At 45.3% G+C, this 16720-nt stretch carries 15 protein-coding genes and 1 pseudogene; all 16 read right to left on the bottom strand.

The window, feature by feature from the left end; genetic code table 11:
- Positions 1-42: 42 nt before the first annotated feature.
- Positions 43-606 carry a lytic transglycosylase domain-containing protein gene (locus tag BM415_RS03505; protein ID WP_091154640.1) on the bottom strand — a complete coding sequence of 188 codons (564 nt, stop codon included), beginning with the start codon at positions 604-606 and terminating at the stop codon, positions 43-45.
- Entirely contained in the window at positions 603-1199 is a 597-nt protein-coding gene (gene coaE, locus BM415_RS03500; protein ID WP_091154638.1) for a dephospho-CoA kinase, read from the bottom strand. Before coaE ends, BM415_RS03505 begins: the two co-directional genes overlap by 4 nt.
- Positions 1200-1208: 9 nt before the next feature.
- The gene (locus tag BM415_RS03495; RefSeq protein ID WP_280142844.1) at positions 1209-1916 is read right to left on the bottom strand and encodes an MntP/YtaF family protein; all 708 of its coding nucleotides are present in this window, start codon (positions 1914-1916) and stop codon (positions 1209-1211) included.
- A gap of 149 nt (positions 1917-2065) precedes the next feature.
- Positions 2066-2896: a DNA-formamidopyrimidine glycosylase gene (gene mutM, locus BM415_RS03490; protein ID WP_091154635.1), complete on the bottom strand. Its 831-nt coding sequence runs from the start codon at positions 2894-2896 to the stop codon at positions 2066-2068.
- Positions 2897-2959: 63 nt separating this feature from the next.
- Entirely contained in the window at positions 2960-5620 is a 2661-nt protein-coding gene (gene polA / locus BM415_RS03485; RefSeq protein WP_091154632.1) for a DNA polymerase I, read from the bottom strand.
- A 126-nt stretch (positions 5621-5746) separates the two neighbouring features.
- Entirely contained in the window at positions 5747-6748 is a 1002-nt protein-coding gene (locus BM415_RS03480) for a Gfo/Idh/MocA family protein (protein ID WP_091154631.1), read from the bottom strand.
- A 21-nt stretch (positions 6749-6769) separates the two neighbouring features.
- Positions 6770-7597, bottom strand: a complete 828-nt coding sequence (locus BM415_RS03475; RefSeq protein WP_244533132.1) for a carbohydrate ABC transporter permease — start codon at positions 7595-7597, stop codon at positions 6770-6772.
- A gap of 10 nt (positions 7598-7607) precedes the next feature.
- Positions 7608-8549 (bottom strand): carbohydrate ABC transporter permease, encoded by a 942-nt coding sequence (locus BM415_RS03470; RefSeq protein WP_244533131.1) that lies wholly within the window; start codon positions 8547-8549, stop codon positions 7608-7610.
- A 68-nt stretch (positions 8550-8617) separates the two neighbouring features.
- A complete protein-coding gene (locus BM415_RS03465) occupies positions 8618-9913 on the bottom strand; it encodes an ABC transporter substrate-binding protein (RefSeq protein ID WP_091154628.1) in 1296 nt (431 codons plus the stop codon).
- A 216-nt stretch (positions 9914-10129) separates the two neighbouring features.
- Positions 10130-11254, bottom strand: coding sequence for a GntR family transcriptional regulator (locus BM415_RS03460; RefSeq protein ID WP_170862355.1), 1125 nt, complete (start codon positions 11252-11254; stop codon positions 10130-10132).
- A 134-nt stretch (positions 11255-11388) separates the two neighbouring features.
- Complete coding sequence (locus tag BM415_RS25330) at positions 11389-11967, bottom strand: ABC transporter permease (RefSeq protein ID WP_244533249.1); 579 nt, start codon at positions 11965-11967, stop codon at positions 11389-11391.
- A gap of 129 nt (positions 11968-12096) precedes the next feature.
- A pseudogene (locus BM415_RS25325) lies at positions 12097-12981 on the bottom strand (glycine betaine ABC transporter substrate-binding protein); the annotation flags it as partial.
- A gap of 60 nt (positions 12982-13041) precedes the next feature.
- Positions 13042-13719 (bottom strand): ABC transporter permease, encoded by a 678-nt coding sequence (locus BM415_RS03450; protein ID WP_244533130.1) that lies wholly within the window; start codon positions 13717-13719, stop codon positions 13042-13044.
- Positions 13706-14863 carry a betaine/proline/choline family ABC transporter ATP-binding protein gene (locus BM415_RS03445; protein WP_091154624.1) on the bottom strand — a complete coding sequence of 386 codons (1158 nt, stop codon included), beginning with the start codon at positions 14861-14863 and terminating at the stop codon, positions 13706-13708. The genes BM415_RS03450 and BM415_RS03445 overlap by 14 nt, the downstream gene beginning before the upstream one ends.
- Before the next feature lie 221 nt (positions 14864-15084).
- Positions 15085-15744 carry a phosphate signaling complex protein PhoU gene (gene phoU / locus BM415_RS03440; protein WP_091154622.1) on the bottom strand — a complete coding sequence of 220 codons (660 nt, stop codon included), beginning with the start codon at positions 15742-15744 and terminating at the stop codon, positions 15085-15087.
- A 50-nt stretch (positions 15745-15794) separates the two neighbouring features.
- Positions 15795-16553 (bottom strand): phosphate ABC transporter ATP-binding protein PstB, encoded by a 759-nt coding sequence (gene pstB / locus BM415_RS03435; RefSeq protein WP_091154620.1) that lies wholly within the window; start codon positions 16551-16553, stop codon positions 15795-15797.
- Between the last annotated feature and the right edge of the window lie 167 nt (positions 16554-16720).

The following is a 16720-nucleotide window of genomic DNA, read 5'->3' as shown; positions in this document are numbered from 1 at the left end:
TGTTAAGCCTGTCCAGTGCTTCTTTTATTATTCACGCTATAATTAAAATTCCTTATAAATGTCCTTATACTGATTATAATAGTAAATGACGCGCTGGACATAATGTCTCGTCTCACCGATGGGAATTTCCCCAATGGTATCCAGATGACCGTCCCATTTACCTTCCTTGATCCAGCTCCCTACATTCCCTTGTCCTGCATTATAGGCTGCAATAGCTGCTATGGGATTGCCTTCAAAATGATCTGACAGATAGTCTAGATACCAGGTTCCCATCTGAATGTTGGCGTCCGGCTCATGCTTCAGCTCTTCGAGTGTGACATTGTCTAGTTTTGCTGTTTCAAGGATCCAATTGGCTGTATCGGGCATGAGCTGCATTAATCCGATCGCGCCTTTCTTAGACTCCCTGCTCAGCTTGTAATTGGACTCTACTCGAATAATGGAGGCGACCAAAAAAGGATCCACCTCGTAATTCTCGGAATGGGTGCGAATTTGTTCTTTATAATGGATAGGATAAAACCATGACATCCAGTTTGTATTTAAAAATAACAAGAGTACAAAGGCAATAAATAGGACAAGCAGACTTCTTTTTTTACGTAATAACTTCATGATAAGCCTTTGTCATGCCAAAACTTTAATATTTGCGCCTTCGTTTCTTCCATGCTTCCGCTGTTGTCGATAACAATATCCGCTCTTCGCTTCTTCTCCTCGATATCCATTTGTGCATTCAATCGGCTAAGAGCATCCTCTTTGCTGATTCCATCCCTTTCCATCAGTCGCTTCAGCTGAACTTCGGCTGGCACATAGACCACCATCACCTGCTCAAACTGCTCTGACAGCCCAGATTCGTAGAGTAATGGAATATCGGATACAACCAGCTTATCAGGCTGTTCCTGCTCAAACATTCGCATACGTTCCCGCATCTCTTGACGAATGGCAGGATGAGTGATGTCATTTAGTGCCTTTAATTCAGCAGAGTTTCCAAATACGATCTCTCCTAGTTTCTTTCGATGCAGCGTTCCATCCTCATTCAGAACAGCTTGTCCAAATCTTTCAATAACAGCAGCGAGCACGGGGTGCCCGGGAAGCATCACTTCCCGAGCAATTTGATCGGCATCAATAAGAATGGCTCCGAGGCTCACAAGATACCTGGAAACACTGCTCTTCCCCGTAGCAATCCCGCCTGTAAGTCCTATATTCATGTGTTCACCTCAAATCAACTTCAATAGACCCATAATAATTAACATCACAGCCGGGAGAGCAGTGAAAGACCGAATCCAGCCTGCACTTGCAAACCGAAATCCTACTCTTAACCCTAACACAAGAAATGTACCGCTGAAAAGTGCAATCATCACAGATGTTAACAGTGGAGGCAGTCCAAGCAATGCTGCTCCAAGTCCTGCTCCAAATGCATCAAGTGACAAAGCAATACCTAGCCACATCGCTTCATATCCCGAAATACTGCCAGAGTCATCCATATCTGCAGCCGAAGGTTTTTTTAATATTTGAATGACAATGCCCCACTTCTGGATTTCCAAAAAGAACACCGTCTTCTTCGATTCCTTCATTATATGCTGCTCGTCTTCATCCCATTCTTGCTGCTCAGATAAAGGTCCGCCTATTAAGGCCTCCTCCTGCACCGGTTGCTCTGAAGCCCTGAGCGATTGAATAAGCGACCACGCGCCCATACAAATAAGAATAATGGCTCCTACATAAGAGGCAACATTAGCTGAAACTAAATGAGACAGCAGCACGCCAAGCTGCATGGACATTCCAATAACTAGACCTGAGCATACCGATATGATGACGATGGACAGCCAAGGTATTTTCATTTTTCGAAGACCATATGTAACACCTATACCAAATCCATCAAGGCTTAATGCAAAAGCGAGCATTAGCAGTGTTAATAAATGAGGCACCCTCCATTCCTCCCGTCCGGCTCAAGTTACACTACCCTTTTGTATATCTAAAGGTAGCGAATGTTTGCCTTAAAACTGCGTTGCCCTAGCAGTATATGGGAACCTGGTCTAAAGGGTGCCTATTAATGCATTTTGCTCTCTATGACATGCTAAACAAGAACCTGACACTTAGGACAAGTATGCGTACCTCGTCCTCCGACGACACTCTTGACAATCATCGTACCACACTCCGTACAAGGCTCGTCTTTTCTTCCATATATCTTGAGCTGATGCTGGAACATTCCCATCTCACCCTGTCCGTTCACATAAGACTTGATGGATGAGCCGCCGGCTTGTACAGCTTCAAGAAGGGTATCAATAATGGACTGATGCAGTAGAGCAAGCTTCTCATCACTAATCGTATTGGCCGGCTGCTCAGGATGTATTCCTGCCCTGAACAATGCCTCATCTACATAGATGTTGCCAATCCCCACCACATATTCTTGGTTAAGTAAAGCTATCTTGATCTTCGTTGTTCTTGCTCCGATCACCTTGATGAAGGATTCAAGCGTGAAGGCCTCATCAAGCGGCTCAAGTCCAAGCTTCATAAGTGGTTTATTCGCCAGATCTTCACCGATCTTGAACAGATGCATGGTACCAAATTGTCGTACATCCTTGTAACGCAGCTCAGTCCCATCCGAGAAGTGGAACACAACATGGGTATGCTTCTCAAGCGGAGCCTCCTCCTGATACATCCCATAACGGCCCTCCATTCGCAAGTGAGAGACAAGAACTAGTCCATCAAGCATGATACGCAAAAATTTCCCTCTTCGCTCAACACCTTGAATGGTGTGGCCAGCAAGCTCCATTGCAAAAGCTTCAATGTCATCCGGCCGCTGAATAATTCGCGGCAGATGTACGGTAACGCGATCTATATACTTTCCGACAATGAGTGTATTTAACGTTCTTCTGACAGTTTCTACTTCCGGAAGTTCCGGCATGATGTCTTCACCTCACGTACCATTATACCGGAAGTTTGTGCTGACTTGTAACCTAAAATTAGATTACTTCGCTTCGTACCAGTTTCTTCCGTAACTGACCTCCGCCTTGAGCGGAACAGACAGCTCGAGCGCCTGCTCCATCACTTCTGGAACGAGCTTCTTCATCACTTCTAATTCATCTTCAGGGACTTCAAATACAAGTTCGTCATGCACCTGAAGCAGCATCCGGCTCTTCAGTCCAAGCTTAGCAAGAGCAGCATCCATCTGAACCATGGCAAGCTTGATGATGTCTGCAGCTGTACCCTGAATTGGTGTATTCATTGCAGTCCGTTCTGCAAAGGAGCGCAGGTTAAAGTTGCTTGCATTAATCTCAGGCAGATATCGGCGTCGACCCATCAGAGTCGTTACATAACCATCTTTTCTGGCTTCTTTCACAATATCATCCATGAACTTACGTACACCCTGGAATACTGCAAAATATTGTTCGATAAACTGAGCCGCTTCTTTGCGTGTAATATTTAAATTTTGCGACAAGCCATAATCACTGATTCCGTACACAATACCGAAATTGACGGCTTTGGCAGAACGTCTCATATTGCTGTCTACGGCATCCTTGTCCACTCCGAACACATCCATGGCCGTTTTCGTATGAATATCCATGTCATGTACAAAAGCTTCCTTCAGACGTTCATCGTCTGAAATATGAGCCAGAACCCGCAGTTCAATCTGAGAGTAATCGGCAGCCAGAATGTACCAGTTCTCCTCCGAAGGTGCAAATACTTTACGTATCTTCCGTCCCTCTTCAAGACGAATCGGAATGTTCTGCAGATTCGGGTACTGACTGCTCAGTCTTCCTGTAGCCGCGATCGTCTGACGATAATAGGTATGCACTTTGCTGGTCTCTGGAGAAATTTCTTTCAAGAGTCCCTCTATATATGTCGACTGCAATTTGGCAATGGTGCGGTATTCCAATATATACTGCACAATATCGTGATATGGAGCCAGCTTCTCCAGCACGTCTGCACCTGTCGAGTAACCTGTCTTTGTCTTCTTGATTACAGGCAGTCCAAGCTTATCAAATAAAATCTCACCCAGTTGCTTCGGAGAATTCAGATTAAATTCCGTACCTGCGATTTCATAGATCTTCTCCACCAAGCCGCGGATCGTCTTCTCGAACTCTGCGCCAAGCTCCTTCAGATCGTTGATGTTCGCCTTGATACCCTGCTTCTCCATATCAGCCAGTATTCTGGATAGCGGCATTTCCAAATCGTAGAACAGCTCATGCATCCCTGTCTCCTCCAGATCCTTCTGTTGAAGCGGGATGATCGCTAGCAGTGAGGCCGTCTTGCGGGACAAGTGATCGGCCAGGACCTCGGTCTCAGGAACCTTATACTTCGCTCCCTTGCCCAGCACTTCATCATCTGAAGCAAGCCGCGGCATTGCATATTTGGCAGCAAGCCCTGCCAGGGTCTGATCGCTGTCCGTGGGATCAAGCAGATATCCTGCCAAATGAGCATCAAAGGCAGCACCCGCAAATTCGATGCCAATCGCATGAAGGGCCAGATCAACCCGGTGCAGATCATAGCCATGCTTCGGCTGATGGGTATCCGCAAACCATTCTCTTATTTTGACACAAGCATCTGATTTCAGTATTTCTGGAGACAGGAAGTAATAACGCTCCTGTGCGAAGATCACGATGCCTGTAATTTCTGCGTGATGGGGATTGTCGCCATGTGCTTCTACATGTACAACCTTCACTTCTGTAAGCACCGAAGCGAGCTCAAGGGCATTATCTTCATTAACAATTACAATATCTAGCGGAACAGCCTCCTGTGAGGCTTCTGAATCCTCATCCACCCGCTTTGCAGTAAAGGATAAACGCTCCAGAAGTGATTTGAATTCAAGCTTACCCAGAGCTGGGGCTGCTGATTCTTCTTTTAGTCCACCGAATGCCATGTCATCCCATGATTGATCCAATGGAACTTCGCGATAAATCGTAGCTAGCTTCTTGCTGAGACGAGCATCGTCCGCGTGGGTTTCGATCTTCTCCTTCATTTTCCCTTTCAGCTCACTCGTATGCTCAAGAACAGCTTCAACCGACCCGAATTGGTGCAGGAGCTTAAGCGCAGTCTTCTCTCCTACGCCAGGAATCCCCGGTATATTATCTGATGCATCGCCCATTAGACCTTTTAGATCAATAATTTGCAATGGAGTAAGTCCATATTTCTCTTCAATTTCTTTGGGACCATAGGCTTCGATCTCCGAAACGCCTTTTCGAGTAAGTGCAATATTGACATGCTCTGAAGCAAGCTGCAGCATATCCTTGTCTCCGGTAACGACCAGCACTTCTCGTCCTGCCTCATCCGCCCGCTTGGTCAGCGTACCGATAATATCATCTGCCTCGTATCCTTCCAGTTCAAACTGAGCGATACCGAAAGCCTTCAGTAAGTCCTTGAGCACAGGGAATTGTTCGGACAGCTCTGGAGGGGTCTTTTGACGACCGCCCTTATACTCCTCATACCCTTCATGACGGAACGTGACCTTGCCTGCATCAAAAGCAACCATCATATGTGTCGGCTTATGCTCCTCAAGCAGTCTTAGCAGCATCGTCGTAAAACCATATACCGCATTCGTATGTAGTCCGCTTGAATTCGTCAGCGGCGGCATTGCAAAAAACGCCCGATAAATAATGCTGTTTCCATCTATTAAAATAAACTTTTCCATTAGACACCTCACACTGTGTTTTTGCTGTTTATATGATAACACAAGGGAACTTCTGTTCCAAAAAAAAACAAGCAACCAGACCACGTAATAATGTCTCTGATTACTTGTTTTTTTATTAAGGTGCGTTTATTCGATGGATATAGGTGTCAGAATTCCTTTCCCTGCGCTGCTGATCATGGCAGCCTCCGTTACCTTTGCAATGTAAAGACCACTCTCAGCGGGTGCAGAAGCATTCTCTCTTCTTCCAAGCAGTAGTTCAACAAAATCATGATTCGGATTACTGGACTCTGGCCATCGTTCTGGAGGCACCTCTCGAACTTCCGGTTCGCCTTCTAAGGCCTCATACAGCCTGCCGTTCCGAAAGAGCAATGTACCTTGATCTCCATGTATAGACAAGTCCTCCTGCCACTTAATGCTTGCACTTCCTACAACATGAAACGAACCAATGGCTCCTCCTTCAAACTGAATCGTGACTGCTGAATCAATGTCGACTTCGGTTTGCCTTGTGTCGATAACCGCAGAGACCTGCTGAGGCAATAATCCGGTAATCCACAATACAGCATCAAGCAAGTGACTGCCGGAGTCATTCAGCTGTCCACCACAGGATAAAGCAAGGCTCTGTCTCCAGGTTCCTCTCTGATCTACCAGCCAGCTCTGGGCCTGATATGCACTCACAAATTGAATACGACCCAATTTTCCGTCCGAAACGGATTGCTTCATATACATATACGGACCTAATAAATGACGCTGATAAGCAACCGCAAGATGCCTGCCACTGGCTGCCGCCCGGGAAATAATCGCTTCTGCATTCTGTGCGCCATCTACAAAAGGCTTTTCCATCAGTACATGTAATCCTGCTGCAAGGCATTCCATTCCTTGTTCATAATGCATCCGATGGGGAGATACGATGACTGCCGCATCCAGCATCTCATTTGTGAGTGCATCTCTGTAGTCCATATAAACGCCCGCCTTCTCTAATTCGGGAAAATCAGCCTTAGCCTGATCTAGTGCAGCCGTACTGGGATCTGCTAGTGCTGCAATTTCTGCTTCGGGGAGCTGAAGAATTCGGCGTATATGCTCTCTCCCCATCCCTCCGACTCCGATCATTAAGAAACGAATTTTGTCCATGTGCTATATTCCCCCTATCCTTTAATCCCGCTGAAGGTAATCCCTTGAATAAATGTCTTCTGCAAGAGGAAAAACAAAATAATAATTGGTGCTGTCATAATGGTAGATACCGCCATCATCAGTCCCCATTCCGTCCCTTTCTGACTTTAATTGCTGCAGGCCAAGCGATAAAGTATAAGACTCAGGATTCGTTAGATAGAGCAGCGGTCCCATGAAATCCGTCCAGCTCGCCATGAACTGAAACAAGCCTACAGCGAGCACAGCAGACTTGGCCAAGGGCAGCATGATCTGCCAGTAAATCCGAAACTCTCCGGCACCATCGATTCTCGCAGCATCCTTCAGCTCGTTGGGTAATCCCATAAAAAATTGCCGCAGCAAAAAAATATAGAACGGTACCCCAAAAAAAGCAGGGACGATTAAAGGGAGTACCGTACCAATCCAGTTCAGCTTATCGAACAAGAGGAACAACGGAATCATAGTAACCTGGCCTGGAATCATCATTACGGCTATAGTGATGAGAAATAAAGTCTTGCTGCCTCTCCACTGCAGTTTAGCGAAGCTGTAAGCGACCAGCGGTGAAGTTAGTACAACACCCAGCGTGCTGAAGCCGGTAATGATCAATGTATTTTTCAAATAAGTGAAGAATGGAATGTAGGTCATAGCATCCACATAATTGCTCCACATGAAGGGTCTCGGAATCCATTCGGGCGGGAAAGTGAACACCTGCTCAAGCGGCTTCAGTGAAGTGGATACCATCCAGATAAACGGAGACAGAAAGAATGCAGCTGCAATAAGCAAAAAGAGGTGTGCACTGATTCGTTTTACGTTGCGTGCAGTTTTGGCTGTCATATCCATCCCCCTACTCTCCTTGATAGTGAACCCATTTTTTTGACGAACCAAAGATCACGGCTGTAAGTACCATCACTATAATAAACAAGATCCAGGCCATAGCCGATGCGTATCCCATCTTGAAGAACTTAAAACCATTATCATACAGGTACATGACATAAAATTTCATTGAGTCAGCTGGCGTTCCCTGACCATTCGTTAGAGTGTAGGGCAGCGTGAACTGCTGAAAGGCATTGATAACACCCATGACTAGATTATAGAAAATAACGGGGGTAAGCAGTGGCAGCGTCACACTCTTCACTTTGCTAAACCATCCTGCCCCATCAATCTCGGCAGCTTCATAATAGTCACTTGAAATATCGTTAAGACCAGCCAAGTAGATTACAACAGATTGACCGATCCCCCATAGAGACATCAGGATCAGCGACGGCTTGGACCAGGTCTCCGATCCAAGCCAAGCCGGCCCCTGAATGCCCATCCCGTCTAGAATTCCGTTCACAAGTCCGAAGCCAGGATTGAGCAGCCACATCCAGAGCACAGCCATAGCAACAGCCGGAACTAGCGTTGGGAGGAAGAAGATTGTGCGGTAAACAGCCATTCCTCTGATCTTCATATTAAGCAGCATCGCTAAAGCCACTCCAAAGAAAATGCTTAGCGGAACAAAAAACACGACAAAGTAAATGGTATTGTTGATGGATGTCCAGAATACAGCGTCCTTCATGAGACCTGCATAATTTTGAAAGCCTACAAATTCTCCCGGCTGCAGAATACTGTATGTGGTTAAGCTGAAATACAGGGATGAGATAAGCGGGGCTCCAAAGAACACCACAAGTCCGATAATCCACGGGGAAGCGAACAGCCAGCCATACATATTGTCTCTATGGAGTCTGCGGCCCTTTTGTCTCATTTTCATCTTCACATGTTCTGTGTTAATCGGTTCCGATTTAATCAAGTTTACGCCTCCGTTTCAACTTGAGTGAAGTGAGGAATGATAGATGTGCAGCTTCGCGCAAGCATACATTATTCGGTTAATGCTTTGGATACATTGTCGCTTACCTTCTTCAGCAGTTCTTCCGGTGTTCCTTTGCCACGCGTAGCCAGGTCTACTGCGGATGCCAGCTCGTTCCAGTACAAAGACCCTTGAGTCATGACCGGCCTTGCATGTGAGACAGGAAGCACATCAATGAATTCCTTGAAGATCGGATCCTCCTTATACCCAAGCTGTTCATTCACTTTGTCCTTGATAGAAAAATCACCACTGATTCTGCTGAAAATTTCTTGGCCTTTCTCACCCGATAAAAATTTCATGAATTCCCAGGCTGCATCCTGATTTTTCGAGCCCTTCGGCATCACGGTCGCCCATCCTCCGGACCAGGTTGTGTGATTCTCACCTGTAGGGGTCGGCATCGGAAACACGCCATACTTCAAATCAGGATTAAATTTCTTGGCCTGAGATACGGTCCATGGCCCTGACACCTGCATACTCAATTGACCGGTGAAGAAAGGGTCCATTGTTGAAGTTCCCTGAGAACTTGTAAAAGACGCGATATCTTCAATGTTATATTTCTGGGCGTAATCCACCATCCAGGCAAGAGCTTCAATGTTCTTCGGATGGTCTGCGGTCACATTTCCGTTCTCATCAAGGAAATCACCTCCGAAGGCCCATCCCCAGCCATAGAACCATCCCTGCCCAAACCAAGGGATAAAACCAATCTGTTTGAACCGGTTGCCTTCTTTGATCGTCAGCTTCTCAGCAATGGCCTCCAGCTCTTCTATGGTCTTAGGCGTCACTTCCGGATCTAGGCCCGCCTGTTCGAAATGCTCTTTGTTATAGAACACAAGACGTGCATCCGTGGAAGTCGGCATCGCATATAGCTTGCCATCATAGCTTGCTTCTTCCCAGGCGAAAGGGTAGAAGCCATCTTCAGTTATTTGATCCCTTGCCGCAAATTCGGTTAAATCCGTCAATGAGCCTTGATTCGCCCATGTAGCTACTTCAAATCGGTCAAAGTAGGCCACATCCGGTGCATTTCCCCCGGCGACAGCCGCAAGCAGCTTCTCGTTCTTCCCTTCACCCTGCTGGGCGATATAGACAGAATTCACCTTGATGTCCGTATGTTCAGCTTCAAACGCCTTAATCACCTCTGCTATGGCGTCCCCCGTTAATTCCGTCATAGAATGCCAAAAAGTAATTGTTGTCTTTCCCTCATTGTCTGCTGAACCCCCGTTTGCATCCCCGCCCGTACATCCTGACAATACTGTGCTGAGTAACAGAATAAGCAAGCTAAAGTTCCAGAATCCTTTCTGTACAGCCATTCTTCTGACACCGCCTTTACCATGATTAGTTCAGATAACTGTAAGCGCTTACTAATGTGCGAAAAAAAATAAGTTCACTGAGTTAGTATGTAATGTATATATCAACTTAAGTCATCTGTAAACAGTACAATATCAGACCTTACTTCATTTTGCAATATTAAGAATAAATATATTTTTATTCCAAAATGGAGCCAACAAAAAAAGAAAGAGCCGCTCTTATGTTGAGCGCCCTTCCTTAAATTCAAATCCGAGCAAGGTAAGCTTCGGAACTTCCCTATTATCAATTTGTGAATACAGTAATTCAACTGCTCTTCTGCCCATCTTCTCTTCATACTGTCTGATATGCGTAAATCTCGGTCGGTTCAAATGATCATACGGATCATCCGGGCAATCGAAGCAGACAATGGAGCAGTCCTCCGGCACACGTAAGCCAATGGATTCCAGCAGCTTGTAGAGGAAAATTGCAATTTCATACTCAGCACATACAAAAGCAGTAATTTGAGGGTGCTCCTCAAGCAGCTTTTTGATCAGCGTATATTCTGCTGAATTATTATCACTCGATCTGCATGAGTAGCCGCTCGGAAAGTCTGTTATCAAATAATCGGAACAAAGCCTTGTCCCACTAGCTAAGAAGGCTTGCTGGAAACCGGCCAGCCGATCTTCAAGCGTTGAAGTTCGATTAGGATCCGGCGATATAAATGCGATATGCTTATGTCCCGTTTCCAGTAAATAAGCAGCGAGCTTATAGGCCGCGGTTTTGTTATCCGTATGTACTGTACACGCCTGTATCCCCTTCAAATTTCGGTCCACCACTACGACAGGGAATTCATCCAGGATCATCTTCAGTAGCCTCTGATTATACTCTCTGCTGTCTGTAGGGAATACAATAATGCCATCCACCTGAAGACCCAATAGAGTGTCAATCGCTGCTTCTTCCTCTCCTACAGAGTGATTGCTTCGCTTGATAATTAAAGAACCGCCAAGCTCAGCCACGGTCTTCTCAACTGCGTATTGCAGCAATAATCCATAACCATCTGTATAGCTCGGAAAGATCGCTCCAATCAAACGGTCACTTCTTCCTGTCTCCTTCCCATTTCTACCTTCAACCTCTTCATCATTTGGAACTCCAGAGACGTTGACATACGATCCTTTGCCGCGGATTCTTACAATGACTCCTTCTTCAGCGAGCAGGTCCAGTGCTTTTTTGGCAGTAATTCGACTGACCTGAAATTGATCTGTTAGTTCTTTTTCTGAGGGAACCTGATCGCCAGGCTGCAGTCGACCTGTGTCGATTTCATTTAGAAGTGATGTAATAATTTGCTGATATAAAGGTTGGCTCATACACATTTCCTTCCAAATTTATAATATACCAACTATATCAACTCAGGATTAAAGCGTCAATTTTGTTTATCACACGAAAAAGTCCGCCAACAGAGTATGGTGACGGACCTGTATTTCAGACTTCGGATATCTTATCACTTCGCAATTTTAAATCGATTCGACAATCTTCCAAGAATGATGTCGGCAAGAATCGCCAGCAATGCGGCTGGTATGGCCCCTGCCAGGATTTTTATATTGTGGCGCTGGTTCAGCCCTGCATAAATTTCACGTCCCAGTCCATCCCCGCCAATGAGCGGTGCAAGGGTAGCGACTCCAATCGCAATGACGGCTGCTACACGTAAACCAGCCATCAGGAATGGCAGAGATAATGGCATTTCTACCTTCCATAGTAACTGAAGTGGACTCATGCCCATCCCTTTCCCCGCGTCCTTAATGCCTGCATTGACTTCTGAAAGGCCTACGTAGGTATTTCGAACAACCGGATTCAAGCTGTATAGGAACAAACCAACAACCACCGTTGCATTACCTAATCCAACAAGCACCATGAGAAGCGCAAGTAATGCCAAGCTAGGCAGTACCTGAATAATGTTGGTAATGAACATGATTACACGTCCCGTTCTTTGATAACGCGCACTTATAATCCCCAGCGGTATACCAATAACAAGGGCAAGCCCCAGACCGCATAGTACCATGACAATGTGAACCCATGTCATATTCCATAGATAGGAAGCATTCTCTGTTATATAATATCCGAATTTCTGCAATGGAGATGCATCCGGGTTCATAACGGACGCAGGAAGCTTGGATTCATCAAGCAGTCCTTGGTCCACTAAATACATCAGAGCAACGTTTTTCGGCTCCATTTTGTTAACATCAACCTGATAATTGAGATCCGTCATGGTATCGGCATCAATGGTGCCAATCAATAAAGATAGTGTTTCATCGAGCTCAGGGTATTTAGCGAGCAGCTCTTTTTTCACGACAGTCGATGCATCAAAGGGCGGGAAGAACTGCCTATCGTCCTCAAGTGTTACGAGATTAAACTCCTTGAGTCCAGGGTCTGTTGTATAAGCCAGTACGACATCTACCATCTTATCCGCCACAGCTTGATATACGAGTGAAATTTCCATTGGTGAGGTAGATTCAAATGTATAGCCGTATTCCTTCGTAAAGGCAGGATAACCATCAGCAGGACGTTCCAGCCAGGTTGTATCCACACCGATACTCATATTCCCTGCATGCTCTTCGAGATCGGACATTGTACCTAAACCATATTGTTCAGCTACCTCTGGTCTTACAGCCAAGGTATACGTATTTTCAAATCCAAGCGGATCATACCATTTTAGGTTGTACAGTTTGTCAAACCCTTCTTGTGCCTGTCTCAGCACCGCTGCTCGATCCTTGGTGTCTTCGATTTCAAAATATCCATTAAATATTTCTCCTGAGTACAGCGTACCCATGTCCACTTCGCCCTGGGCTATGGAACGGAGAACGACGCTGGAGGCAGCCAGGTCCGTCTTAATATCTACACTCAGATCGGTTCGATCTTCAATCAAGGCCTTATACATTTCGGCAAGTATCTTCGTTTCCGTAAATGTCTGGGTTCCGATGGTTACATCTGCTGCCGCAGCCTTACTTGGGACGCTTACTGAAAATATTGTAAGTACCAAGACCAGGGTGAACAACGAACGTATAGCTTTAGACCATTTTTGATTTAGTACTTTCATATTTCTATATCTCCCTCTTTCTCCATGGCTTTGAAGTGCGAACATTCTGTTGATGCAGCGTTATGATGCATTTGCTTTCGCACTATTCTTTTTGGGTGTGAATGATTTCTCGACAAGGCTTAACACCAGGTCAGCCAGCAATGCAAAAAGAATAGCCGAAATGGCACCTGCTACAATCAGCTCTGTCTTATTCACGCCTAGACCTGACACAATTAATTGGCCAAGGCCACCGGCTCCAACAAGGCCTGCAAGGGTGGTCCAACTGATAATATATACGGTCGTAATTCGGATGCCTGACATGATATATGGAATTGCTAAAGGAAGCTCAATCTGGAATAAGCTTTGAAGTCTGCTATACCCCATACCTTTAGATGCGTCCCGGAGTGCGGGGTCTACGGATTGCAGGCCAGCGTAGGTATTCCGCAGCAAAGGCAGCAATGAGTATAGAAACAATGCAATGACCGCTGGCGTCATTCCAATTCCGAAGAGCGGAATCATCAGTGCGAGCAGCGCCAGACTCGGTATGGTCTGAAACAAGTTAGCAACGCTAAACACAATCGAGTTAACCCATTTGATCTCGCTTCTTGAGATCATGATTGCCACGGGAATAGCGACTACGATCCCAAGTAGTGTTGCAATCAACGCAATGAGTGCATGCTGTCCTGCAGCACTGAGGATATCTGGATAACGCTCACCTACAAATACAAAGAAATTGGCTATAGCATCAAAGATTTGCACTGGCATCTGCCTCCTCTGTATCCGGAGTGTATACATCCGCCAGAAGTCTCACCACGCTTCCCCTTGTTATGAGACCATGGAATTTCCCATGCTCATCCACGACAGGGAGATTGGATAAATGATGCTCATTCAGAATCGCCAGTGCGGTCGTAACCGAAGTACCACGCAGCACGACATGCTCTACCGGAGTCATAATATCCGCAATTTTCTTATCTTCTTCGCGATAATGCTTGATTAACTGATAAATCGTAACGGTACCAAGGAGTTGCTTGGATTTGTCGACAATAACGAGGGAGTCAACCTTCCGTCTCTGAAGAATCGTTACGGATTCAGCAATTCCCCGGGTTGGGAAAGCGGTGGCAGGATTATCAATCATAACCTCCTCAACATTCGGAAAATCACTGTCGTTATTCGAGATCATACGATTCTTGCCAATGAAGCTCTCGACAAAAGGACTTGCTGGGTGACGCAAAATTTGGTCAGGTGTCCCAACCTGTTCTATCTGACCATCTTTCATAAGCACGATCGTATCTGCAAGCTTAATCGCCTCGTCCATGTCATGCGTTACGAACACAATGGTCTTCTTGACCTCTGTCTGCAGTCTGATCAGTTCATCCTGCAGTTCTTCTCTGCTGATCGGATCCAAGGCGCTAAACGGTTCGTCCAGGAGGATAATATCCGGGTCTGCAGCAAGGGCACGAATAACTCCAATTCGCTGCTGTTGACCGCCGCTAAGCTCAGAAGGATACCGGTTCCCAAAAGTTTCAGGACTCAGCCTAACCTGGTTCATCAGCTCGTTCACTCGGTTATCAATTTTTTCCTTATCCCATTTCTGCAGGCGCGGTACAACTCCTACATTTTTGGCTATTGTCATATTTGGGAATAGACCTACACTTTGAATGACATATCCAATCTTCCGTCTAAGTTCAACAGCATCCATCTTAGAAATATCATCACCATTAATTAGGATCTGTCCATGTGAAGGTACATTCAATCTATTAATCATTCTCATTGTCGTCGTTTTCCCACATCCCGAGGGTCCGATAAATACTGTAATTTCGCCTTGCTTGATTTCAAGGTTTATCCCCTTTAATGCCTCGAAACCATCATCGTACACTTTCTTAACACCTTTGAATTCAATCACAAATACGTTCCCCCTATTCAGAATTACTCACCATATTCAATGTCACGTAAATAACAAAAAGAGCCGTTGTATAACGGACTCAAATCAAACCGCCATATCCATTTGCTTGGTGAGTTGCTTAACCGACAAAGTATTATTACCCAATTTTGAGCATAAAAAAACAGATTTATCCGAAAAAGTTGAAAAAACTTTTTTTTCGGTATAAATCTGTTCTTTCGTGCTTATTGATTTAGGTCCGGACGCTTGCCGGTAACCAAGTATACGGTGCTCTCGCCGATATTGGTTGCGTGATCACCAATTCGTTCGATATATCTGCCTACAAGCATGAGCAGCATTACTTGGGATGCATCTTGAGGATGACCTGCCATGTAGCTGTACAAATCGGTAATGATCCGGCTGTACAATTGGTCTACGCCATCATCTCTTTTTGCCATTTGATACGCCAGATCTGAATTCTCTTCAAGATAAGACTGAATGGACTCGTCAATCATCACTTTCACGATATCCGCCATTTGAGGAATATCAACGAGCGGTTTGATGAGCTTCTGACCATCTAAACGCATGGTCACCTTCGCAACATCCAGTGCCAAATCTCCCATTCTTTCAAGATCACTGGAAATTTTGAAGGCAACGATAATTCTACGAAGGTCTTTCGCTACAGGCTGCTGTGTAATAATCAATTTGGTGCCGATATCCATGATGCGTTCTTCCATGGCATTTAGCTCCACGTCTTCACTTACTACCTTTTGTGCCAGCCCTTGATCCGAGGTTTTCAAGCTTGTAATAGAATCAACTAGTGCCTTATTCACGTGCTCTGCCATTTGGAGCAGCAAATCACGGAGCTCATTTAGCTCACGATCAAAACTTTTTCTACGAATCATATTGCAGTTCCTCCCTTGGATGAGTCAAGCTAAGCTGGTACAAACATTACTTAACCAAATCGCCCGGATACGTAATCTTCCGTTCTAGAATCTTGCGGGTTAGAGAAGATTTCATTCGTATCTTGCGCTTCAATTACTTCCCCATTGAGGAAGAAGACAGTCTTTCCAGACACACGTGCCGCCTGGTGCATATTGTGTGTTACCATCACAATTGTGTATTTTTCTTGAAGCTCCTGCACCAGCTCTTCAATCTTGAGTGTAGAGATCGGGTCAAGCGCGGAAGTCGCTTCATCCATCAAGAGAACTTCAGGCTGAACGGCGATCGCTCTTGCAATACAGAGACGCTGCTGCTGGCCTCCTGAGAGAGAGAGTGCTGATCGTTTAAGATAGTCCTTTACTTCCTCCCATAAGGCCGCTTGTCGTAAGCTCTGTTCAACCAATTCATCAAGAACTTTCTTATCCGTCGTTCCGTGAAGACGAGGACCGTAAGCGATGTTGTCATAGATCGATTTAGGAAACGGGTTGGGCTGCTGGAATACCATCCCTACCTGTTTGCGAAGGTTCTCTACAGGCATGTCCTCACCGTATATATTTTTGCCATCGAGTTCAACGATTCCTTCTATACGGGTTCCTGTAATCATATCATTCATCCGGTTTAACGTACGCAGAAGTGTCGATTTACCACATCCGGATGGTCCAATAAAAGCGGTAACCGTGTTCTTAGGGATATCCAAATTCACATTTTTTAAAGCATGGAAGGATTCGTAATATAAGTTTAAATTCTTTATATCAATCATAGTAGTGTTCATCCGTATGCTATCTCCTTTACTGCCTAACAAAATAAGAAATACAAAAATCCATTAATTTAGTCGTCAGAAACTGCTTAATTGTATCAAATTATTGTCAAGGCTGTATAAACAATTGTTAACGCTATGTAAAATATGGTCTCACAGATCTCTATCCCTTCAGTGCCTGT

This window comes from Paenibacillus sp. 453mf (assembly GCF_900116105.1).
GTDB classification, from domain to species: domain Bacteria; phylum Bacillota; class Bacilli; order Paenibacillales; family Paenibacillaceae; genus Paenibacillus; species Paenibacillus provencensis.
This window is presented reverse-complemented; position numbering and strand designations above follow the sequence as displayed.